The sequence below is a fragment of the Streptococcus pneumoniae genome (assembly GCA_040719455.1).
GTDB classification, from domain to species: Bacteria; Bacillota; Bacilli; order Lactobacillales; family Streptococcaceae; genus Streptococcus; species Streptococcus pneumoniae_G.
In genome coordinates, this window is sequence record JBFDTN010000001.1 from 940,367 (window position 1) to 962,150 (window position 21,784).

The following is a 21,784-nucleotide window of genomic DNA, read 5'->3' on the forward strand; positions in this document are numbered from 1 at the left end:
ACTGAATGAAAAAGTGCTATGCTCTTTATTTTTGTCTATAATAACAGTGAGAAGCCCTATCACTACTACAAATCACGGGGAGGAGAGTAAGTGAGTAGTTCAGCTACTACCTCGAATAATTATAGGTGTGGTTCTTCCTATCAAGCACAACTAACTGTGACTAAGAGCACGTAAACTTATATTTGGATAAGCGACTCGTTTGTGAAAGGGAAGAGCAGTCAAGGGATAGGAGCTTCTCTACTTTTGAGAAAGGAGTTTCCTCCTATGTTAAAAATCGTTTATCCTAATTGTTGTGGAATTGATGTGCATAAAACTTTTGTCGTAGCAGTTATTGCCATCACCAATAGTCAAGGAATTACTGAGTACCATCGTAAACGCTTCTCCACCTTTACCAATGGACTCACTCAGCTACGTGATTGGTTGGAATATTATTCCTGCTTCGATGTCTGTATGGAATCTACTGGTAAATACTCGATTCCTGTTTTCAATATCCTAGAAGAACAGACCAATGTCTGCTTAGCTCATCCCAAATATGTCAAAGCTATTCGAGGAAAGAAAACCGACAAGAAAGATGCGCAATGGATAGCCGACCTCTTCAAGCATGATTTAGTTGCTTCTAGCTTTATTCCCCCGCTCAAAATCAGACAATTACGTGACCTATTTCGCTATCGAATGAAATTAACACAACTTCAAGTTAGCGAGAAAAATCGTTACCAAAACTGCCTAACTTGGTCTAATCTTCAAATTGCAAGTGTCGTTTCCGATGTCTTCGGAAAGAGTGCTCAAGCTATTATTACAAGCATCCTTGACAATCCTGAAGAGAAACCAAACATTGAACAACTCGTTCACAAGAGAATGAAGGATAAAGTGCAAGACTTGGAAATCGCTACGGAAGGCGAATTAACACCTGAACAAGCTGAGAAAATCAGAGTCATCAAAGCCCACTATGATGCCCTAGCTATCTGTAAAGAAGACTTAGAAGCAATGATTCGGGAATTGGGAAAAGAATATCAAGAACAGGTCAAGTTAATTCAAACTGTGCCTGGTTTCAAAGAGGAACTCTCTGCACTCAGAATCATTTCTGAAATAGGGGACGATATGACTGTCTTTGATTCTGCTGGAAAACTCTGTTCCTGGGCTGGACTTGTCCCTGCCAACAATGAAAGTGCGGGGAAGAAATATTCTACTCGTATTTCTAAAGGTGGACAATACCTCAAACCTTTTCTCGTTCAAATTGCTAATGCTATTGTTAGGTCTGATAAACATCCTGAATTCAGAAACAAATATCTCAAGCTAAAGAAACGTCGTGGGCACAGAAAAGCTATCATCGCTATCTGTCGCAGATTACTGGTTTCTGTGTACCAAGTGCTACGGAAACAAGAAGACTACAATCCTGTTTTACAAGGACTGACCGAAATACGAAATCCTGATAAAACGATGTCTGTTCAAGACGCTGTTCGTTTTGCACAACAGCACGGATTCAATGTCGCTTAATCTCAAAAATCAGGTTTCAACACCTCTTTTTAGTGCGCCCAAAATTAGGATAAACAATAAATCAATTAGCTTTTATTTTTTTTCAAACTTCTCCTTTTTAATCAATAAATACTTGGTAAGGGGTGTTGGTTTCAATGATATGAGCAGATTTTTCCAAATCTTCGCGATTTTTAAAGGTAATCTGCAAAATACCGTTGATGTCTTCTCGATTTTCTTCGTTGATGTGGATGTTGACCACAGAAGTGCCACGCAAAAGCTCTAAAATGCCCAAAATAGCATCTTCTTCGTCCGGCACATTGACAAAGAGGTCATAAAAGCTATCAACACCAGCTCGTTTGTGGATGTTCATTTCCTTGCGCTTCAGACGACCATGGTTGAAAAACTCCCACACTTTGTCCTCTTCTTCTGCTCGGATCAGCTCTGCTACCTTGTCCAATCGAAGTTTAAAATCCTCTATTCGCTGTAAGATTTCCTCTTTATTGGTCATCAAAATCGAGGTCCACATTCCCGGCTCGCTTTCTGCGATCCGCGTCATATCTCGAAAACCACCTGCTGCAAAATGCTGAACCATTTCATGATTCTCCGCATAAGCAGCAGCCTGCTCCATGAGACTAGACGCTAGAACATGGGGAAAATGGCTAATTTGACTGGTGACTCTATCATGCTCTGCTGCATCAATCTCAATAAAACGAGCATGGAGTCCTGATAGAAGCTCTTTCAAGGTCGGAATCGTTTCCTCACCTGTCAAACGTGACGGTGTGAAAATATAATAAGCATTTTCAAACAAATTCACATCTGCTGCACTTGCCCCAGACTTGTGACTCCCTGCCATGGGGTGTCCTCCAACAAAGGAAATCCCAGGCTGAGCTAGGTAGGTTTCTGCTGCTGTTACGATTTCAAGCTTTGTTGAGCCAGCGTCCGTCACGATCGCTCCTTTTTTCAGGGGAACAGTCGCCAAATCTCTCAAAAAATCAATAGTCTGCTGGATTGGCACGGCTAAAATAATCACATCCGCTTTTGGAGCTAGGGAAAGAAAATCATCCGTTGCCTGATCAACCATGCCCTTTTCCAGTGCTATTTGCCGTGATTGCTCGCCTCGATTGTAGCCCCAGACTTCAATCTCTGGATGGTCCCGCTTGATGCCTAGTGCGATAGACGCCCCAATTAAACCTAGACCTGCAATATATACAACTTTCGTCTCCACTATTTCTCCTTCCTCAAACAGGATTTATTCGCATGCAATCAATGATTATGCATACCTTACAACATTCAACATCTAACGAACATCCACAATTAAGAAATGGGGAAGGTGAGACTCAATCGAGGTTGGGACAAAAGTACCCAACTTCTTTATTTTTATAGTTTGAACAGTTTGACGCAGTAGTTGTCGGGCTTGTAAAACATTCATAAATCAATATTCTACAAGCCGCGTCAACCTTGCGGGGGTGGGACTACAAAATCGATTTCTACGAAATCACGATTTTTGTCCCACTACCTTTTCTCACTCCTTTATCTCAAAATTCGGACTAAAGCTCAGATCGAACTGAAATTCAATGATGTCAGAATGTGATTGTTGATAAGTCTAACGAGTATTAAAAGCCTTTCACATAGGCACGGTGAGCTTCCACCGCTTCTTTTAATTCCTCCATATTATCAGAAGAAAATTTATCTAAGACTTCTGCTGCAAGGACGGTGGCAACCACGCTTTCCATAACAACTCCTGCTGCTGGAAGAGCCGTTGGGTCGCTTCGCTCCACTGTCGCCTTGTACGGTTCGTGCGTCTCAATATCCACACTCATCAAAGGTTTATAAAGAGTCGGAATCGGCTTCATCACGCCACGAATGACGATTGGCTCGCCATTGGTCATCCCGCCTTCAAATCCACCGAGATTATTGGTCCGACGGGTAAAGCCGTGTTCTTGCGACCACAAAATCTCATCCATGACTTGGCTTCCTTTCAGACGTCCTGCTTCAAAGCCTACTCCAAATTCAACTCCCTTAAAGGCATTGATTGAAACCACTCCTTGGGCGAGTTTGGCATCTAACTTGCGATCCCATTGGACAAAGGAACCCAGTCCCACCGGCACTCCTCCGACAATCGTCTCAACAATCCCGCCAATGGTATCCCCATCTTTCTTGATTTGGTCAATATAGGCCTTGATTTCTGCTTCTTTTTCAGGATTGACAATCGACACTTCAGACTCTCGTGCAAGACGCTTAATCTCAGCAACACTCAAGCCATCTGGCACCTCCACATCGATCCCTCCAAAGGTCACGATATGGCTAGCCACATCCATCCCAAGCTCTTCTAAAATGCGCTTTGCAACAGATCCAACTGCCACGCGCATAGTCGTTTCACGCGCACTAGAGCGCTCGAGGGAATTGCGCAAATCAGAAAAGCGGTACTTCATCCCTCCGACCAAGTCTGCATGCCCAGGACGTGGTTTGGTAATCTTACGCAGTCCTTTTTTCTTGTCTTCTACATCTGCGACATTCATAATGTCCAACCATTTCTTATGATCCAGATTCGTGACGTTCAGGGTAATCGGTCCTCCCATGGTCAAGCCATGACGGACTCCTGAAGTGATTTCCACCTGATCACTTTCGATTTTCATACGCTCTCCACGACCGTAGCCACCTTGGCGGCGTTTTAATTCCGCATTGATGTAGTCAGCACTCAAAGGAAGTCCTGCTGGGACTCCTTCGATAATCGCTGTCAAACGTGGTCCGTGCGACTCTCCTGCTGTTAAATATCTCATCTCATTCTCCCTCTACATTTTCTCATTCTTAGGTTAACAAGGCTGAATTTAAGCTTTCAAATACTCTTTCAAATCTAGCAATGGCACTTCGTGGATCTGAGCTGTGCCAATCTCTGGTACTAAAACTAGCTTGATATTGGCTCCTCTTGCTTTCTTATCATGCAGCAGTGCTTGATAGAGTTCCTCTTCCTGCCCAGCTTGATAGCTGATTGGTAAGCCAAACTTTTCACACATGCTCATGATGTCTTGCGTCAAGCCTTGCTGGATGAAGCCTTTTCTTTCTGCCACACGAGAAATCTGTACCATGCCCATAGCCACGGCCTCACCATGCATCACCTGTCCATAACCAGCAGACGCTTCAATCGCGTGCCCAATCGTATGCCCAAAATTCAGATACAAACGAACGCCGTTATCCAACTCATCTTCCACTACGACTCTTCGCTTAACATTGCAGGAATGATAGATAATACTCTCCGCATGTTCATAGATGGATTCCACACTACCATCCATCTCCTCTAATTCTTGCCAAAGCTCTTTATCAGCAATCAAGCCATACTTGATGACCTCTCCCATGCCTTCAATTAATTCACGCTTGCCAAGGGTTTCTAAGGTCTCAGGGTCAATCAAGACACCGTCTGGCTGAGCAAAAGTGCCAACCATATTTTTAGCAAAGGGTGTATTCACTCCTGTTTTTCCTCCGATGGAAGAGTCGACTTGTGCTGTCAAGCTTGTCGCGATCTGCACAAAATGAATTCCCCGCATGTAGGTCGAAGCCACAAAGCCAGCCAAATCACCAACAACGCCACCCCCAAGAGCGACAATACCGTCACTGCGTGTCATACCAACCTTGACCAAAAACTCATAGACCTTATTGACCGTCTTTAAGTTCTTGCTTGCTTCTCCTTCTAAAAAGTCAAAGACATAGGTCTCAAAACCAGCATCTTCTAGGCTTAATTTGACTTTTTCTGCATAGAGACTAGCCACATGATTATCTGTCACGATGACCACTTTTTGCGCTTGCCACAGCTCTTTCAACCAAGAACCAGCTTTTCTTAAACTCCCTTTTTCAATCACAATATCATAGGGATGATGGGGTAAATCTACTCTTAATTTCATCTTACTCTCCTATTTATAGCGTTTTTCTAATAGTTGCCAAATCTCATCTGTCGGCATTTCTTTTTCGGTCCACAGCTCAAAAGCACTCGCTGCTTGGTAAAGAAGCATGCCCAAACCATTGACCGTTTGATTGCCTTGCTTTTTCGCCCAAGCTAAAAAAGGTGTCTCAAAAGGCTGATAAATGACATCTGCCACCAAGGTCTCTGGTTTCAAAGAGAGGGAGCTAGCTAAAGGCAGGGTTTTGCCATCCATTCCTAGACTGGTACTATTGACCAAAAGATCAGCCTGTGCTAGCTGTTCTTGTAAAAACGATTCGTCTTCTAGCGAATGAACAAGGATAGCTGTCTGCGTCTTTTCAGCAATCACTTCTACATTTTTTTTGACCCTATCCACAGAAGAAGAGCGGGTAAAAATCACAATTTCTCTTGCATCTTGCAAAGCCGCTTCGGCAATAATCGCCATCCCAGCTCCCCCTGCTCCTAGAATGAGCATGGTTTTGCCTTTTATAGAAAAAGAGGGCAGGCTTCTGAAAAAGCCCTGTCCATCTGTATTGTATCCTATCAAACGCCCCTTTTTATGCACCACAGTATTCACCGCCCCAATCAAGCGAGCAGCAGGCGTCACCTCATCCAAATACGGCATTACCGCTTGTTTATAAGGCATGGAAAGATTGATACCAAACATGTTATAACGCTTGATATTTTGCAGCGTTTCTGCCAAATCTTCTTTGTCAATCTCCCAAGCGACATAGACGCCATTAACCTTAGTTGCTTTAAAAGCATGGTTATGGATAAACGGTGAAATACTGTGCTTAATGGGATTTGCCACCACAGCAGCTAAGCGTGTATAGCCATCAATCCGCATCCAAAATCTCCCGAATCCGTTTCATGCTTTGGAGCGAAATCTGCCCTGGCGCACTTGCTTCATCAATACTAGCAAATGACCAGCTAGAGCCCATAACATCAGCTGCCACACGCGATACTTTTCCGATTTTTCCCATAGAAATGCTGACGAATTCCTGATCTGGATTCAGTGTCTTAAAGCCGCGTGTATAATTCATCAAATCAAGCACATCCTGCTCCTGACGAGCCATAACCGACACTTTTACCACTTTTGGTGTTAAGCTGGTTAATTCTGATAAAATTTCCATCATATTTTCAGGCATTTTTTCAAAATTATGGTAACTAAGGACTAAATTTGGAAAATCAAGCATCTGCTCAAATACATCTTTATGTGAAAAATACTCAAAATCCACATAATCGGGCTGGTAAAGGCTAGAGACTTCTTTAATGATTGCGACATATTCTTCATCTGATAAGGCGATTTCTCCCCCTTCTGCCTGTGTGCGCAAGGTAAAAATCAACTCACGACCAGCAAATTTTTCAAAAATCGCGGGAGCCACTGTCAAAATATCGCTTTTAGGCAGAAAATCTGCTCGCCATTCGATGATATCAGCATCTTCATAGCGCGACTGATCGATTTTTTCTGCCTCCTCTAAACTTCTGGGCATGACTGATACGACTAATTTCATTTGTCCACCTTAATTGTAAATACCTTGAGGTAGTTACTACTTTCATCTTTTTTATTATAAGCAAAATCTGCTGGTAAACCGTACTCAGAAAGATAGGTATGTAGTATCTTTCCAAATCCTTTTTCAATTTCTTGTTTAAAGCGTTTGTAAGAGAGATTGGCTGCATTGGTACTCGTAATGAGAATCCCGTTTGGCGCTAAAATCTCTAAGCTTTCCTCAATCAATTTATGATAATCCTTAGCGACTGAAAACGTCCGCTTTTTATTGCGTGCGAAACTAGGCGGATCTAAAACGATAACATCATACATCAAACCGTGCCGTTTCGCATATTTGAAATACTCAAATACATCCATGACTACCAAACGGTGATTGTCCATATCTAAGCTATTTGCCACAAAATGAGCTTCTGATAACTCGCGGCTGCGCTTTGCTAGATCAACAGAGGTCGTCTCACGCGCTCCTCCGATCGATGCAGCAACTGAAAATGCCGCGGTATAGGAAAACATATTTAATAGCGACTTATCAGCTGCTAGACCGTCAACAAGAGAGCTTCGCACCTCATGCTGATCCAGAAAAATCCCCGTCATCAAACCATCGTTTAAAAAGACTTGATAAAAAACACCATTTTCAAGGACTAAAAAGGGCTCTTCCTGCTCTTGACCATACAGATACGCAGACTCGTATTCAAGCCCCTTAAAACGAATCTTCTCATAAGCGCCTAAAATCTCTGGATAGATTTTTTGAAAAGCAGAGATAATGACTTCTTTTAGCTGATAAACATAGGCATTGTACCACGAAAAGACCGCATGCTCGCCGTATAAATCAATCGTAAAACCACCAAACCCATCTCCCTCTTGATTAAAGAGCCGATAAGCCGTCGTATTTGTATCCTCTTGATAAGCTGTCCGCTTAGCCTTTGCTTTGTTCAACAGCTCCTCAAAAAATGCTTGATCAAAAGAGACAGAGCCTCTCGTCACAAACCAACCCACTCCCTTGTGTTGAAGAGAGAGGTAGCCCGTACCTAAGAAAGCACCCTTACGATTGTAGAATTTTACTGCTTGATTGCTGAACGAGAGGTCTGAAAAATCGTCCTTTTCCAAAATCCATCTGCCTCGATTTAGCTTTTCTTCTGCCGAAGATTGAAGAGTCACTTGTTTCATAGACCTATTATACCAAATTTTGTGACTTTTCTCAAAATAATGTCTAAATATAGGATAAAAAATCTCCCATACTTTCTCGACCACTCCTTTTTGGGCTAAATAGAGAAGATTTTTTTATTTTATGTTATACTTTAAATGATGAAAATTTTAGGAAATAAGACAAGGATGTACATATTGTGAAAAAAACAGCTCGATTTATGCTCCGATTCATGAGCACTCGGCTAGGTTTTGTCTTAACCTTGCTCATATTGTACTGGTTCAAAACCATGTGGGCCTATACAATTGATTTTGATTTAGATATTAAGGGACTCTATCAGGTATTTCTAGCAATGCTCAATCCCATTCCTTTGGGACTGCTTCTGATTGGTCTTGCCCTTTACGTTAAAAGGACAAAGTTATTTTATGGTTTCGCCATTGCCATTTATCTGATGCTCTTTGCTTGGCTGATGTCAAATGCCATCTACTACCGAGAATTTAGTGATTTTGTGACGGTGAATACCATGTTAGCCTCAAGCAGTGTCTCGGCTGGACTCGGCGAAGCAGCCCTAGAGCTTTTTCGTCCTTGGGATTTGGTCTATGTGATTGACTTTCCAGTCCTTGCTTTCTTGCTTTACAAAAAGTATATTCGCCTTGATGAGCGAGTGTTTAACAAGCGAGCAAGCTTTGCAGTGACTGCTTTGTCCAGCATGCTCTTTTCTGCTAATCTCTTTCTAGCAGAAATCGACCGTCCAGAGCTATTGACCCGTGGATTTTCCAACTACTATGTCGTACGGGCTCTCGGTCTTCCAGCTTTTTTAGGGTATAGCGGCAATCAAACGTATAGCGCCAATAAAGAGCGCTCAAAAGCCAGTGCTGAGGACCTCAAGCCTGTCGAAGACTATATCGCTAGCCACTATGCCAAACCAAATCCTGACTATTATGGTATTGCTAAAGGGCGTAATGTTTTCTATATCCATCTGGAGAGTTTCCAACAATTTTTGATTGACTATAAACTGACAGCAGATGGTAAAGAATACGAAGTCACACCGTTTCTAAACTCGATCTATCATTCCAACTCGACCTTTGCCTTTCCAAATGTCTTTAACCAAGTCAAGGCTGGAAAGACTTCCGATGCTGAAACGATGATTGAAACAGGATTGTTTGGTCTTAACCAAGGTTCCTTTATGGTCAACTACGGAGGCACCAATACCCAGCAAGCAGCTCCCTTTATCCTATCCCAACAGGGATATCAATCAAGCGCTGTCTTTCATGGGAATGCAGGAAGCTTTTGGAACCGCAACACAACTTATAAGCAATGGGGATACAATTATTTCTTTGACTCATCTTACTTCACCAAGCAAGATGACACCAACTCCTTCCAATATGGCTTAAATGATAAGATTATGTTGAAGGACTCCATCAAGTACCTAGAGCGAATGCAGCAGCCTTTCTACGCTAAGTTTATCACCGTTTCCAATCACTATCCTTACACGACTAGCTTGATTGGAGATGAGGTGGGCTTTCCCTTGGCAGATACCAAGGACGAAACCATCAATGGCTACTTTGCAACAGCCAATTATCTGGATGCAGCGATAAAATCCTTCTTTGATTACCTAAAGGCAGCAGGTCTATATGAGAATTCAGTCATTGTCCTTTATGGGGACCACTACGGGATTTCCAATTCTAGAAATCCTGCCTTGGCACCGTTGATTGGCAAGAACTCTGAAACTTGGTCGAGCTATGATAATGCCATGCTCCAGCGTATTCCGTATATGGTAGTGGTTCCAGGGACTGATAAAGGGAAAGTCATTCCAACCTATGGCGGAGAGATTGATATGCTTCCAACCTTGGAACACCTCTTAGGAATCGACTCTAGTCAGTATCTACAAGTAGGACAAGATTTGCTCTCGAAAGAGCACCAACAAATCGTCGCCTTTCGTTCGTCCAACTACTTTGTCACTCCCAAATACACCAGTTACAGTGGTAGAACTTACTATACTGAAACAGGAGAGGAAATTACTCTCCCTGATGAGTCAACCAAGGCAGAGTTAGATAAGATTCGCGAGGCAGCTAATACCCAGCTAAAAATGAGCGACGCTATCCAGACAGGAGACCTTCTGCGCTTCTACACTGCAGATGGCTTAGGACGAGTGGACACTAAGCAGTACTCTTACAATAATTCGATGAAAGCCTTGAAAAAGATCGAAGAAGAAAAGGGAGAAAAATCCACCAGCTTATACAGCAAACGTGGAAATATCTCCTCTGTTGATCTCTTCAACTCACCGACCTACAAGGCTCTTCACCCTGAGCAATTCGCCCCAACACCAAGCAGCGAAAGTGGATCATCCACAGATGAGTCTAGTTCCTCTACTAGCTCTAGCGCAAGTCCGTAAAAACCTTCAGATGGATATCATCTGAAGGTTTTTTCTATGTTCAGTTGGTCTATTTTATAAAATATGATTGACTTTTAGCCATAGAGCTCGAATAGTTCCATGGAAGCTAATTCCCGCTATGCAATGGTGATAAAATTCTACATGTCTTAAATCTTCATCATGAGGATTGCCAAACCTTAGCCATGCTAAATCAGGATCAAATTCTCTAACCCAGCCACTTGTATCTAACCTATGACTATCACCCGATTCTATCGAAAATTCTTCAGATAGAGCAAGTTTTCCACGATGAAAATCTAGCAAGCTTAAGGATTTCTCTATCCATGCACTACTTGGGAAAAATCCCCAGACTTGTGTCGATAAACGATTCTTTAAATTGAAGCCTACAAACATTATCTTCCAACAAAAAAGTAATATCTGAGTTTAAAGGAGGTAAACTATCAAAACTATGCTCCTTCTCACTATAAATCAAATTTCCTTCTAAAACATCTGATACATCCTCTATGACCTGAAACATAGTGTCTCCTTTCTGTCATCAAAAATAAGCCCTAAAATTCCAAAAAATCATTGACGAAACTTCTATCCTCAACTGGGAACTTCTCCATCCTCTCCTTTTTATCATTGTAGCATTAAACCATTCCTTCTATGATATATTTACCTCAAAAGGGAGTCTCTCTTACAATCAGTACACGCTTCATCTTAAGTAAGACATGTTAACGTCGTTATACATTAAAACTAAATAACTATAACCAAAAACGAACGATAAGCAGCCGTCATCCGTGTGCTTATCATTCGTTTTTTATAGCTTGTTAAAATCCCAAATCTGATCCATCCAACCTTCGTAAAAATCAGGTTCATGGCAAACCATGAGAATGCTGCCTTTAAATTCCTTCAAGGCACGTTTTAACTCTTCCTTTGCGTCTACATCCAAGTGGTTGGTCGGCTCATCTAGCACCAAGACATTGTTTTCACGATTCATCAACAGACACAAGCGAACCTTGGCCTGCTCTCCTCCAGACAAGACCTGGATTTGGCTTTCAATGTGCTTTGAGGTAAGACCACATCTTGCTAGGGCGGCACGAACTTCTGCTTGATTTAAGGCTGGAAAAGCATTCCAGACAGCTTCTAGTGGTGTCTGACGATTGCCACCCTCTACTTCTTGCTCAAAATAGCCCAGCTCAAGGTAATCACCTCGCTCCACCTCACCAGAAATAGCCGGAATAATGCCTAATAAACTCTTCAACAAGGTCGTCTTTCCAATCCCGTTGGCTCCGATAATCGCCACCTTTTGATTGCGTTCAAAGGTCAGATTGAGCGGTTTGGTCAAGGGCTTGCCATAGCCAATTTGCAAATCTTTGGCTTGAAAGATAAAGCGTCCTGGAGTGCGTGCCACTTTAAAATCAAAAGAAGGTTTTGGTTTTTCTGCCTGCAATTCAATGACATCCATCTTGTCCAATTTTTTCTGACGAGACATTGCCATATTTCGAGTGGCAACACGTGCCTTGTTTCGATTGACAAAGTCTTTCAAGTCAGCAATTTCCTTTTGCTGACGTTCGTAGGCTGCTTCTAATTGCGCTTTCTTCATGGCATAGACTTCTTGGAATTGATAGTAATCGCCTGTATAGCGTGTCAAATGCAGATTTTCTACATGATAGACAATGTTAATCACATCATTTAAGAAAGGAATATCATGAGAAATAAGGACAAAGGCATTTTCATAATTCTGCAAATAACGCTTGAGCCAATCAATATGTTCTGCATCTAAATAGTTAGTCGGCTCATCAAGTAGCAAGATGTCAGGCTTTTCAAGCAAGAGCTTGGTCAAGAGAACCTTGGTCCGCTGACCGCCACTGAGTGAGGTTACATCTGTGTCCATGCCAAAATCCATTACCCCTAAGGCACGAGCGACTTCATCAATCTTAGCATCTAAAGTATAAAAATCACGACTCTCCAGACGATCTTGAAGCTCGCCCACCTCTTCCATAAGAGCATCCATATCGGCACCTTCATCTGCCATGGATAGGTAAATTTCGTTGATTCGCTCTTCTGTCTTAAAAAGTTCATCAAAAGCTGTCCTTAAGACATCACGTACAGATTGCCCCTCTTTTAGCACAGCATGCTGATCCAAATAACCAACCGTCACATAGCGAGCCCACTCAACCTTTCCTTCATCAGGCTGGCGTTGCCCTGTGACAATGCTCATAAAGGTGGATTTCCCTTCTCCATTTGCCCCGACAAGACCAATATGCTCCCCCTTTAGCAAACGAAAGGACACATCCTCAAAAATCGCACGGTCTCCAAAACCATGGCTTAAATTCTTTACTTCTAAAATACTCATACTCTTCCTCGTTCTTGATATTCTTTTGCTATTATATCATCTTCTCACACTCTTTGACAACTATAAAAAGAGCAGCACTATGGCTACTCTTTTTATCGAACATTCTTTCTGAGAATTTTTAATCTTCTAGTGATTGTTCTTTCTTTTTCTTGCGACCAAGCGCTGCTAAGCTTGCTACAATTCCAAGAGTTCCAAGAAGACCTGCATGATTTGATTCCATACCTGTCTTAGGTAAGAGTGCTCTTTGTGAACCCTTAGATACAGCATTCATCGTTGATGCTGAGGCAAGTGCTGCAAGCGATACTGACAGACTTTCGCTGGTTGAAAGACTTGTACTCATCGATTCTGAGGTACTTACACTCATTGAAGCTGAATGGCTTAGTGAGTTTGAAATAGACTCTGATACTGCATTTGATGCACTTGTTGAGGTGCTTACGGACTCACTTACCAATACACTTTCACTCATTGATAGACTCGTTGAGGCTGAAAGTGATGCACTTGCAGATTGACTGACACTGAAGCTACTTGATGCCGATACAGACACACTGTTCAAGGCAGAGATGGATGCTGAATGGCTTAGTGAGAGTGAGATAGACTCCGATACTGCGTTTGATGCACTTGTTGAGGTACTTATAGACTCACTCAGCGATACACTTTCACTCATCAATAGACTCGTTGATGCTGAAATGGATGCACTTGCAGATTGACTGACACTGAAGCTACTTGATGCTGATACAGACACACTGTTCAAAGCGGAGATTGAAAGAGAAGTAGATTCTGACAAGGATACTGATTCAGATACAACTGCTGATACTGATTCGCTCAAGCTTGTTGATGCAGAGGCTGACAATGAAGCTTTCTCAGATACAGACATAGATTCTGATGCTGATACTGAAGCGGATTCAGAATCACGACCTGATACGCTCATTGATGCTGAGGCACTCACTGAGTTAGAAAGCGAATCACGGTTTGAATTGCTGAGTGATGCACTTTCACTATCCAGCTTGTCATTGTTAGACAATGACAAGGATGCACTCATTGACTCACTGACTGAAGTTGAAGCACTCATCGACTGACTATCTCGTACAGACTCTGAAATGGATTCACTTGCTGATACAGACATTGACTTAGATGTTGAAGCTGAAGTCGATGCTGATGCGCTTACGCTTGTTGACTCTGACAAGGAATTACGTGTTGAATCGCTTGCAGATGTTGAAGCGCTCAAGCGTGTTGACTCAGATAGTGAAGCAGACATTGAAGCTGAATTGTACTCAGAAAGTGATGTTGACAATGAGATTGAATTTGACTCGTCAAGTTGTGAATTCGATGCCAATTCTGACAAGCTTGTTGAGAAGCTTTCTGAAGCAGATACAGATGCAGAGGTGCTTTCTGAGTTGTATGCTGAGACAGACGTGCTTTCTGATACGCTCAAGGAGTCTGAAGCTACTGAGTTTGACGCTGACTCGCTTGATGAAATCGATGCTGAAATTGACTCAGATAATTCTGTTGATTGACGCATAGAAGCTGATTCTGACGCTGTTGTAGACTCAGATACTGAGACGGATGTTGAAGCACTTACTGAGCCAGAAATACTTACTGATGTTGAAAGGCTAGTACTTGTAAAAGCACTAATAGATGCCGAGGTACTTACGCTAATTGAAGCACTTGCTGACACAGACTCGCTGTCACTGATTGATTGGCTCGCACTAATTGATAATGACGTGCTTACGGACTGGCTCTCGCTCAAGCTGCTTGAGGCTGAAAGCGATACCTTGTTCAAGTCGGAAATCGAGGTTGAAGTGGATTCGCTCAAGCGGGCTGAGTCTGAATTCACCTTAGAGAGAAGCTCACTCAAGTTCTTAGAGGCTGATTCTGAAACGGATGCCTTTCCTGCGACGGAAGTTGAGAGCGATTGAGACGCCGATGTCGATTCAGAATCACGAGTTGCTACACTCATTGAGGCTGATTCACTGACTGAGTTAGACAATGAATCACGGGTCGAAGCGCTCAAGGACAAGCTGTTACTATCCACCTTCGGATTGTCAGACAAGGATAGCGAAATCGAGAGGCTCTCATTTACAGACATGCTTGCACTTGTCGATTGACTCGCACCAACAGAAGCTGAAGATAGTTCTGATGCTGATTCTGACGCAGATTTAGAGGCAGACGCAGAAGCTGATATCACAGTGCTTGCGCTTGCAGATTCTGAAAGCGACTTACGAGCTTATTCACTAGCTTTCGTTGATTCACTCAAGCGAGCTTCTTCGGACGTTGATGCCGATTTCGAAGCCAAGTTGAAGTTTGAAAGTGATTCTGACAAGCTGGTTGAACTTGATTCATCCAATTGTGAATCCTTCGCTAACTCTGACAAGCTAGTTGAGAAGCTCTCTGATGTAGAATTTGAAGCTTTCGTGCTCTTCTCTACTGCTTCTGAAACCGATTCTGAATTCATCACGCTGATAAAGTCTGACGCTGTTGAGTTTGATTCTGATTGAACCACGGATGTCGATGCCGAGATTGATTCGGACAAGTCTGTCGACTTGCGCTTCACAACTGCTTCTGAAGCTGAAGTTGATTCTGACGCGGATGCAGCTGTCGATTTAGCAGTGGATTCAGACGCCGATACCGAATCTGACTTGGCTGCTGAGTTCGACTGGCTATCGCTCAATGACGTTGAGGCTGAAAGCGATACCTTGTTCAAATCTGAAATTGAGGTCGAAGTCGACTCACTCAAGCGGGTTGAATCAGAATTCACCTTAGAGAGAAGCTCACTCAAGCTCTTAGACGCTGATTCTGAAACGGATGCTTTTCCTGCGACAGAGGTTGAGAGAGACTGAGACGCCGATGTCGATTCTGAATTGCGTTTCGTTGCACTTTCAGAAGCTGATTTACTTGCCGAATCAGAGAGCGAATCACGTTTCGCAGCACTCAAGGACAAGCTGTTACTGTCCACATTTGGATTGTTAGACAAGGATTCAGAGGCATTCAAGGATTCCTTGCTTGATGTACTTGCGCTGTCGGACTGACTGTCACGGACTAAGTCTGATGCTCTTTCTGACACAGACTCAGACATCGACTTAGACGCAGATGCGCTCGTTGAAACCACCGTGCTTGCGCTTGCGGATTCTGAAAGCGACTTACGAGCTGAGTCACTGTTCTTGGTTGACTCACTCAAGCGGGCTTCTTCAGACGTCGAAGCGGATTTCGAAGCCAGGTTAAAGTTTGAAAGTGACTCAGATAGGGATGTTGAGCTTGATTCATCCAGCTGTGAATCCTTCACTAGCTCTGACAGGCTAGTTGAGAAGCTCTCTGATGTAGAATTTGAAGCTTTCGTGCTCTTCTCTACTGCTTCTGAAACCGATTCTGAATTCATCACGCTGATGAAGTCTGACGCTGTTGAGTTTGATTCGGATTGGACCACAGAGGTTGATGCCGAAATAGACTCAGACAGGTCTGTCGACTTGCGCTTCACAACTGATTCACTTGCGGAAGTGGATTCAGATGCGGATGCAGCTGTCGATTTGGCAGTAGACTCTGAAGCCGATACCGAATCTGACTTGGCAGCTGAGTTCGACTGGCTCTCGCTCAAGCTACTTGAGGCAGAAAGTGATACCTTGTTCAAGTCGGAAATCGAGGTTGAAGTGGACTCACTCAAGCGAGTTGAATCGGAGTTCACCTTCGCTAGAGATTCGCTAAAACTCTTAGAGGCTGATCCTGAAACGGATGCCTTCCCTGCGACAGAAATTGAGAGCGATTGAGACGCTGAGGTCGATTCTGAATTGCGTTTCGTTGCACTTTCAGACGCGGACTTGCTTGCCGAATCAGAGAGCGAATCACGCTTAGCTGCACTCAAGGACAAGCTGTTACTATCAACGTTAGGATTGTTAGACAAGGACTCAGAGGCATTCAAGGATTCCTTGCTTGAGGTACTTACACTGTCGGACTGGCTGTCGCGGACTGAGCTTGATGTCATTTCAGAAGTTGAAACCGACATTGATTTAGATGTCGAAGCACTTGTCGAAACCACGGTGCTTGCGCTTGCGGATTCCGACAGAGATTTGCGGGCTGATTCACTAGCTTTCGTTGACTCACTCAAGCGAGCTTCTTCAGACATTGAAGCAGATTTCGATGCCAGGTTGAAGTTTGACAGTGATTCTGACAAGCTAGTTGAACTTGAATCATCCAGTTGTGAATCCTTCACTAGCTCAGACAGGCTAGTTGAGAAGCTCTCTGACGTTGAGTTTGAAGCTTTCGTACTCTTCGCCACTGCTTCTGAGACAGATTCTGAGTTCATGACGCTCACTGAGTCAGACGCTGTTGAGTTTGATTCGGATTGAACCACAGATGTCGATGCCGAGATTGATTCAGACAGATCTGTCGACTTGCGCTTCACAACTGATTCACTTGCGGAAGTGGATTCAGATGCGGATGCAGCTGTCGATTTGGCAGTAGACTCTGAAGCCGATACCGAATCTGACTTGGCAGCTGAGTTCGACTGGCTCTCGCTCAAGCTACTTGAGGCAGAAAGTGATACCTTGTTCAAGTCGGAAATCGAGGTTGAAGTGGACTCACTCAAGCGAGTTGAATCGGAGTTCACCTTCGCTAGAGATTCGCTAAAACTCTTAGAGGCTGATCCTGAAACGGATGCCTTCCCTGCGACAGAAATTGAGAGCGATTGAGACGCTGAGGTCGATTCTGAATTGCGTTTCGTTGCACTTTCAGACGCGGACTTGCTTGCCGAATCAGAGAGCGAATCACGCTTAGCTGCACTCAAGGACAAGCTGTTACTATCAACGTTAGGATTGTTAGACAAGGACTCAGAGGCATTCAAGGATTCCTTGCTTGAGGTACTTGCACTGTCGGACTGGCTGTCGCGGACTGAGCTTGATGTCATTTCAGAAGTTGAAACCGACATTGATTTAGATGTCGAAGCACTTGTCGAAACCACGGTGCTTGCGCTTGCGGATTCCGACAGAGATTTGCGGGCTGATTCACTAGCTTTCGTTGACTCACTCAAGCGAGCTTCTTCAGACATTGAAGCCGATTTCGAAGCCAAGTTGAAGTTCGAAAGTGATTCTGATAAGCTAGTTGAGCTTGATTCATCCAGCTGTGAATCCTTCACTAGCTCAGACAAACTAGTTGAGAAGCTTTCAGACGCTGAGGTTGATTCCTTAGTGCTCTTTTCTACTGCTTCTGAAACCGATTCTGAATTCATGACACTGACTGAGTCTGACGCTGTTGAATTGGATTCAGATTGAACCACAGATGTCGATGCCGAGATGGACTCGGACAGGTCTGTTGACTTGCGCTTCACAACTGACTCACTTGCGGATGTGGATTCAGACGCTGAGAGTTCCGCTGATTTAGCAGTGGATTCAGACGCCGATACCGAATCTGACTTGGCAGCTGAGTCAGATTGACTCTCGCTCAAGCTGCTTGACGCTGAAAGCGATACCTTGTTCAATTCGGAAATTGAAGTCGAAGTGGACTCACTCAAGCGAGTGGAATCTGAATTCACCTTCACTAGAGACTCGCTCAAGCTCTTAGACGCTGATTCTGACAAGGATGCTTTCCCTGCAACAGAGGTTGAAAGCGATTGGGATGCAGAGAGCGATTCTGAATTGCGTTTCGCTGCACTTTCAGATGCGGACTTACTTACCGAATCAGAGAGCGAATCACGTTTCGCTACACTCAAGGACAAGCTGTCACTATCCACTTTCGGGTTGTTAGACAGAGATTCCGATGCACTCAAGGATTCCTTGCTTGAGCTACTTGCGCTCTCAGACTGGCTATCACGGACTGAATCTGATGCTCTTTCTGACACGGACTCGGACATTGATTTAGAAGCCGATGCGCTCGTAGATACCACCGTGCTTGCGCTTGCGGATTCTGACAGAGATTTGCGAGCAGAGTCGCTAGCTTTCGTTGACTCACTCAAGCGAGCTTCTTCAGATGTTGAAGCCGATTTCGAAGCCAAGTTGAAGTTCGAAAGTGATTCTGATAAGCTAGTTGAACTTGAATCATCCAGTTGTGAATCCCTCACTAGCTCAGACAGGCTAGTTGAGAAGCTCTCTGAGGCAGAGGTTGAGGCCTTAGTGCTCTTTTCTACTGCTTCTGAAACCGATTCCGAATTCATGACGCTGATGGAATCTGACGCTGTTGAATTGGATTCAGATTGAACCACTGAGGTTGAGGCCGAGATCGACTCTGACAGGTCTGTCGACTTACGTTGAACCACTGATTCTGAAGCTGAAGTAGATTCTGAGGCTGATGAAGCTGTAGATTTAGCAGTTGATTCAGAGGCGGATACTGATTCTGACTTGGCTGCAGAGTTTGATTGGCTTTCACTTAATGACGTTGAGGCAGAAAGCGATACCTTATTCAAGTCTGAAATTGAGGTCGAAGTCGACTCGCTCAAGCTGATTGAATCAGAGTTCACCTTAGCCAGAGACTCGCTCAGGCTCTTAGAGGCAGACTCTGAGACTGAGCCTTTTCCTGCAACAGAAGTTGAAAGCGATTGGGACGCCGAGTTCGATTCAGAATCGCGTTTCGTTGCACTTTCAGAAGCCGACTGGCTTACTGACTCAGACAATGAGTCACGATTCGAAGCGCTCAAGGACAAGCTGTCACTATCCACTTTCGGATTATTAGACAAGGATTCAGATGCACTCAAGGATTCCTTGCTTAAAGTACTTGCGCTCTCAGACTGACTGTCACGGACTGAATCTGAGGTCATCTCAGAAGCTGATTCAGACATTGACTTAGATGCCGATGCGCTTGTCGAGACCACTGTACTTGTGCTAGCAGATTCTGAAAGTGACTTACGAGCGGATTCACTAGCCTTGGTTGACTCGCTCAAGCGTTCTGATTCAGATGTGGAAGCCGAGTTCGAAGCCAAGTTGAAGTTCGACAAGGATTCTGACAAGCTAGTTGAACTTGAGTCATCCAGTTGTGAATCCTTCACTAGTTCTGACAGGCTGGTCGAGAAGCTCTCTGAGGCAGAGATGGAAGCCTTGGTGCTCCTTTCTACTGCTTCTGAAACCGATTCTGAATTCATGACGCTGACAGAGTCTGACGCTGTTGAATTGGATTCAGATTGAACCACTGAGGTTGAGGCCGAGATTGACTCAGACAGGTCTGTCGACTTGCGCTTCACAGCTGACTCACTTGCGGATGTGGATTCAGAGGCTGAGATTTCCGCCGATTTAGCTGTTGATTCAGACGCGGATACTGATTCTGACTTGGCTGCAGAGTTTGATTGGCTCTCACTCAAGCTACTTGATGCCGAAACAGACACGCTATTCAAGTTTGAGATTGAGATAGATGAAGATTCTGATAAGGAGACTGATACAGATACTAGAGTTGATACTGATTCACTCAGGCTCTTAGAGGCAGATTCTGAAACTGACCCTTTTCCTGCAACAGAGGTCGATAGTGATTGAGAAGCCGAGGTCGATTCGGAATCGCGTTTCGTTGCACTTTCAAAATCCGATTGGCTTACTGACTCAGACAATGAGTCACGATTCGAAGCGCTCAAGGACAAGCTGTCACTATCCACTTTCGGATTATTAGACAAGGATTCAGATGCACTCAATGATTCCTTGCTTGAGCTACTTGCACTCTTGGACTGGCTGTCACGGACTGAATCTGACATCATCTCAGAAGCTGAAACTGACATTGACTTAGATACCGATGCGCTTGTCGATTCTACAGTGCTTGCGCTAGCTGATTCTGAAAGTGATGTGCGGGCTGAGTCACTAGCTTTCGTTGACTCGCTCAAGCGTTCTGATTCAGATGTGGAAGCCGATTCGGAAGCCCAGTTGAAGTTTGAAAGCGACTCAGAAAGTGATGTCGAACTGGATTCATCTAGTTGTGAATCCTTCACTAACTCAGACAGGCTAGTTGAGAAGCTCTCTGATGCAGAGGTTGAGGCCTTAGTGCTCTCTTCTGCTGCTTCTGAAACAGATTCCGAATTCATGACGCTGATGGAATCTGACACTGTTGAGTTCGACTCAGATTGGACAACTGATGTCGAAGCGGAAATAGACTCAGACAGGTCTGTCGACTTACGTTGAACAACTGATTCTGAAGCTGAAGTAGATTCTGAGGCTGATGAAGCTGTAGATTTAGCAGTTGATTCAGAGGCGGATACTGATTCTGACTTGGCTGCAGAGTTTGATTGGCTTTCGCTCAATGAAGTTGATGCGGAAACAGACACACTGTTCAAGTTTGAAATTGATATTGATGTAGATTCTGATAAGGAGTCTGACACTGATACTAGAGTTGATACTGATTCACTCAAGCTCTTAGAGGCAGAATCTGAGACTGCCCCTTTTCCTGCAACAGAAGTTGAAAGCGATTGAGAAGCCGATGTGGATTCTGAATCGCGTTTCATTGCACTTTCCGAAGCGGACTTGCTTACAGATTCAGACAATGAATCTCGGGTTGAAGCGCTCAAGGACAAGCTGTCACTATCCACTTTCGGATTGTTAGACAAGGATTCAGATGCACTTAAGGATTCCTTGCTTGAGCTGCTTGCGCTCTCAGACTGGCTATCACGGACTGAATCTGATGTTCTCTCTGACTCGGACTCGGACATTGACTTGGATGTCGATGCGCTTGTCGAAACCACAGTACTTGCACTAGCAGATTCTGAAAGTGACTTACGAGCTGATTCACTAGCCTTCGTTGACTCACTCAAGCGTTCTGATTCAGATGTAGAAGCCGATGTTGATGCCAAGTTGAAGTTCGACAAGGATTCTGACAAGCTAGTTGAACTTGATTCATCCAGTTGTGAATCCTTGACTAGTTCTGATAGGCTAGTTGAGAAGCTCTCAGATGCAGAGGTTGAAGCTTTCGTGCTCTTCTCTACTGCTTCTGAAACCGATTCTGAATTCATGACGCTGATGGAATCTGACGCTGTTGAGTTCGACTCAGATTGAACCACTGATGTCGAAGCGGAAATAGACTCAGACAGGTCTGTCGACTTGCGTTGAACCACGGATTCTGAAACTGAA

Annotated in this window: 26 protein-coding genes; 17 read left to right on the forward strand and 9 right to left on the reverse strand. The window is 43.9% G+C overall.

The window, feature by feature from the left end; all coding sequences use genetic code 11:
• Nucleotides 1-264: 264 nt before the first annotated feature.
• Nucleotides 265-1,494, forward strand: a complete 1,230-nt coding sequence (locus AB1I63_04500) for an IS110 family transposase (GenBank protein ID MEW4354146.1) — start codon at nucleotides 265-267, stop codon at nucleotides 1,492-1,494.
• A 97-nt stretch (nucleotides 1,495-1,591) separates the two neighbouring features.
• Here AB1I63_04500 and AB1I63_04505 read toward each other — a convergent pair whose 3' ends face one another.
• From AB1I63_04505 to AB1I63_04530, 6 genes are all read right to left on the reverse strand, one after another.
• Nucleotides 1,592-2,698 (reverse strand): prephenate dehydrogenase, encoded by a 1,107-nt coding sequence (locus tag AB1I63_04505; GenBank protein MEW4354147.1) that lies wholly within the window; start codon nucleotides 2,696-2,698, stop codon nucleotides 1,592-1,594.
• 388 nt (nucleotides 2,699-3,086) lie between these two features.
• A complete protein-coding gene (gene aroC, locus AB1I63_04510; protein MEW4354148.1) occupies nucleotides 3,087-4,253 on the reverse strand; it encodes a chorismate synthase in 1,167 nt (388 codons plus the stop codon).
• 48 nt (nucleotides 4,254-4,301) lie between these two features.
• Nucleotides 4,302-5,369, reverse strand: a complete 1,068-nt coding sequence (aroB, locus tag AB1I63_04515; GenBank protein MEW4354149.1) for a 3-dehydroquinate synthase — start codon at nucleotides 5,367-5,369, stop codon at nucleotides 4,302-4,304.
• A gap of 9 nt (nucleotides 5,370-5,378) precedes the next feature.
• Nucleotides 5,379-6,233, reverse strand: a complete 855-nt coding sequence (locus AB1I63_04520; GenBank protein MEW4354150.1) for a shikimate dehydrogenase — start codon at nucleotides 6,231-6,233, stop codon at nucleotides 5,379-5,381.
• Entirely contained in the window at nucleotides 6,223-6,900 is a 678-nt protein-coding gene (gene aroD / locus AB1I63_04525; GenBank protein MEW4354151.1) for a type I 3-dehydroquinate dehydratase, read from the reverse strand. Before aroD ends, AB1I63_04520 begins: the two co-directional genes overlap by 11 nt.
• Entirely contained in the window at nucleotides 6,897-8,060 is a 1,164-nt protein-coding gene (locus AB1I63_04530) for a class I SAM-dependent rRNA methyltransferase (protein ID MEW4354152.1), read from the reverse strand. Before AB1I63_04530 ends, aroD begins: the two co-directional genes overlap by 4 nt.
• Nucleotides 8,061-8,236: 176 nt before the next feature.
• On the opposite strand from AB1I63_04530, the gene AB1I63_04535 reads away from it, so the two are divergent.
• The gene (locus AB1I63_04535; protein MEW4354153.1) at nucleotides 8,237-10,432 is read left to right on the forward strand and encodes an LTA synthase family protein; all 2,196 of its coding nucleotides are present in this window, start codon (nucleotides 8,237-8,239) and stop codon (nucleotides 10,430-10,432) included.
• Nucleotides 10,433-10,486: 54 nt separating this feature from the next.
• Here the strand turns inward: AB1I63_04535 and AB1I63_04540 are convergent, their stop codons facing one another.
• The 3 genes from AB1I63_04540 to AB1I63_04550 form a co-directional block, all read right to left on the reverse strand.
• Nucleotides 10,487-10,822 (reverse strand): hypothetical protein, encoded by a 336-nt coding sequence (locus AB1I63_04540; GenBank protein ID MEW4354154.1) that lies wholly within the window; start codon nucleotides 10,820-10,822, stop codon nucleotides 10,487-10,489.
• 406 nt (nucleotides 10,823-11,228) lie between these two features.
• A complete protein-coding gene (locus AB1I63_04545) occupies nucleotides 11,229-12,767 on the reverse strand; it encodes an ABC-F family ATP-binding cassette domain-containing protein (protein ID MEW4354155.1) in 1,539 nt (512 codons plus the stop codon).
• Between the two features lie 118 nt (nucleotides 12,768-12,885).
• A complete protein-coding gene (locus tag AB1I63_04550) occupies nucleotides 12,886-13,794 on the reverse strand; it encodes an LPXTG cell wall anchor domain-containing protein (GenBank protein MEW4354156.1) in 909 nt (302 codons plus the stop codon).
• 70 nt (nucleotides 13,795-13,864) lie between these two features.
• On the opposite strand from AB1I63_04550, the gene AB1I63_04555 reads away from it, so the two are divergent.
• The 15 genes from AB1I63_04555 to AB1I63_04625 all read left to right on the forward strand — a co-directional run bounded on the left by AB1I63_04555 (nucleotide 13,865) and on the right by AB1I63_04625 (nucleotide 21,709).
• Nucleotides 13,865-14,281, forward strand: a complete 417-nt coding sequence (locus AB1I63_04555) for a hypothetical protein (protein MEW4354157.1) — start codon at nucleotides 13,865-13,867, stop codon at nucleotides 14,279-14,281.
• 207 nt (nucleotides 14,282-14,488) lie between these two features.
• Complete coding sequence (locus AB1I63_04560) at nucleotides 14,489-14,683, forward strand: hypothetical protein (protein ID MEW4354158.1); 195 nt, start codon at nucleotides 14,489-14,491, stop codon at nucleotides 14,681-14,683.
• 270 nt (nucleotides 14,684-14,953) lie between these two features.
• The gene (locus AB1I63_04565; protein ID MEW4354159.1) at nucleotides 14,954-15,262 is read left to right on the forward strand and encodes a hypothetical protein; all 309 of its coding nucleotides are present in this window, start codon (nucleotides 14,954-14,956) and stop codon (nucleotides 15,260-15,262) included.
• 45 nt (nucleotides 15,263-15,307) lie between these two features.
• Nucleotides 15,308-15,604: a hypothetical protein gene (locus AB1I63_04570; protein MEW4354160.1), complete on the forward strand. Its 297-nt coding sequence runs from the start codon at nucleotides 15,308-15,310 to the stop codon at nucleotides 15,602-15,604.
• 270 nt (nucleotides 15,605-15,874) lie between these two features.
• Complete coding sequence (locus tag AB1I63_04575; GenBank protein MEW4354161.1) at nucleotides 15,875-16,525, forward strand: hypothetical protein; 651 nt, start codon at nucleotides 15,875-15,877, stop codon at nucleotides 16,523-16,525.
• A gap of 21 nt (nucleotides 16,526-16,546) precedes the next feature.
• Complete coding sequence (locus tag AB1I63_04580) at nucleotides 16,547-17,104, forward strand: hypothetical protein (GenBank protein MEW4354162.1); 558 nt, start codon at nucleotides 16,547-16,549, stop codon at nucleotides 17,102-17,104.
• Between the two features lie 45 nt (nucleotides 17,105-17,149).
• The gene (locus tag AB1I63_04585) at nucleotides 17,150-17,446 is read left to right on the forward strand and encodes a hypothetical protein (protein MEW4354163.1); all 297 of its coding nucleotides are present in this window, start codon (nucleotides 17,150-17,152) and stop codon (nucleotides 17,444-17,446) included.
• A 21-nt stretch (nucleotides 17,447-17,467) separates the two neighbouring features.
• Entirely contained in the window at nucleotides 17,468-18,025 is a 558-nt protein-coding gene (locus AB1I63_04590) for a hypothetical protein (GenBank protein ID MEW4354164.1), read from the forward strand.
• 198 nt (nucleotides 18,026-18,223) lie between these two features.
• The gene (locus AB1I63_04595; protein MEW4354165.1) at nucleotides 18,224-18,946 is read left to right on the forward strand and encodes a hypothetical protein; all 723 of its coding nucleotides are present in this window, start codon (nucleotides 18,224-18,226) and stop codon (nucleotides 18,944-18,946) included.
• 141 nt (nucleotides 18,947-19,087) lie between these two features.
• Nucleotides 19,088-19,477: a hypothetical protein gene (locus AB1I63_04600; protein MEW4354166.1), complete on the forward strand. Its 390-nt coding sequence runs from the start codon at nucleotides 19,088-19,090 to the stop codon at nucleotides 19,475-19,477.
• Nucleotides 19,478-19,564: 87 nt separating this feature from the next.
• Nucleotides 19,565-19,867 carry a hypothetical protein gene (locus AB1I63_04605; protein ID MEW4354167.1) on the forward strand — a complete coding sequence of 101 codons (303 nt, stop codon included), beginning with the start codon at nucleotides 19,565-19,567 and terminating at the stop codon, nucleotides 19,865-19,867.
• A gap of 45 nt (nucleotides 19,868-19,912) precedes the next feature.
• Entirely contained in the window at nucleotides 19,913-20,209 is a 297-nt protein-coding gene (locus AB1I63_04610) for a hypothetical protein (protein MEW4354168.1), read from the forward strand.
• A 159-nt stretch (nucleotides 20,210-20,368) separates the two neighbouring features.
• Entirely contained in the window at nucleotides 20,369-20,842 is a 474-nt protein-coding gene (locus tag AB1I63_04615; GenBank protein ID MEW4354169.1) for a hypothetical protein, read from the forward strand.
• Nucleotides 20,843-20,929: 87 nt separating this feature from the next.
• On the forward strand, nucleotides 20,930-21,130 hold the full coding sequence (locus AB1I63_04620; protein MEW4354170.1) for a hypothetical protein: 201 nt from the start codon (nucleotides 20,930-20,932) through the stop codon (nucleotides 21,128-21,130).
• A gap of 9 nt (nucleotides 21,131-21,139) precedes the next feature.
• Complete coding sequence (locus AB1I63_04625) at nucleotides 21,140-21,709, forward strand: hypothetical protein (GenBank protein MEW4354171.1); 570 nt, start codon at nucleotides 21,140-21,142, stop codon at nucleotides 21,707-21,709.
• Nucleotides 21,710-21,784 lie beyond the last annotated feature (75 nt).

Bases quoted from the DNA above. Each gene is read 5' to 3' on its own strand.
- AB1I63_04500 (MEW4354146.1), top strand. From the start codon at position 265: ATGTTAAAAATCGTTTATCCTAATTGTTGTGGAATTGATGTGCATAAA.
- aroC (MEW4354148.1), bottom strand. From the start codon at position 4,253: ATGAGATATTTAACAGCAGGAGAGTCGCACGGACCACGTTTGACAGCG.
- aroB (MEW4354149.1), bottom strand. From the start codon at position 5,369: ATGAAATTAAGAGTAGATTTACCCCATCATCCCTATGATATTGTGATT.
- AB1I63_04520 (MEW4354150.1), bottom strand. From the start codon at position 6,233: ATGCGGATTGATGGCTATACACGCTTAGCTGCTGTGGTGGCAAATCCC.
- aroD (MEW4354151.1), bottom strand. From the start codon at position 6,900: ATGAAATTAGTCGTATCAGTCATGCCCAGAAGTTTAGAGGAGGCAGAA.
- AB1I63_04530 (MEW4354152.1), bottom strand. From the start codon at position 8,060: ATGAAACAAGTGACTCTTCAATCTTCGGCAGAAGAAAAGCTAAATCGA.
- AB1I63_04540 (MEW4354154.1), bottom strand. From the start codon at position 10,822: ATGTTTGTAGGCTTCAATTTAAAGAATCGTTTATCGACACAAGTCTGG.
- AB1I63_04545 (MEW4354155.1), bottom strand. From the start codon at position 12,767: ATGAGTATTTTAGAAGTAAAGAATTTAAGCCATGGTTTTGGAGACCGT.
- AB1I63_04555 (MEW4354157.1), top strand. From the start codon at position 13,865: ATGGATTCACTTGCTGATACAGACATTGACTTAGATGTTGAAGCTGAA.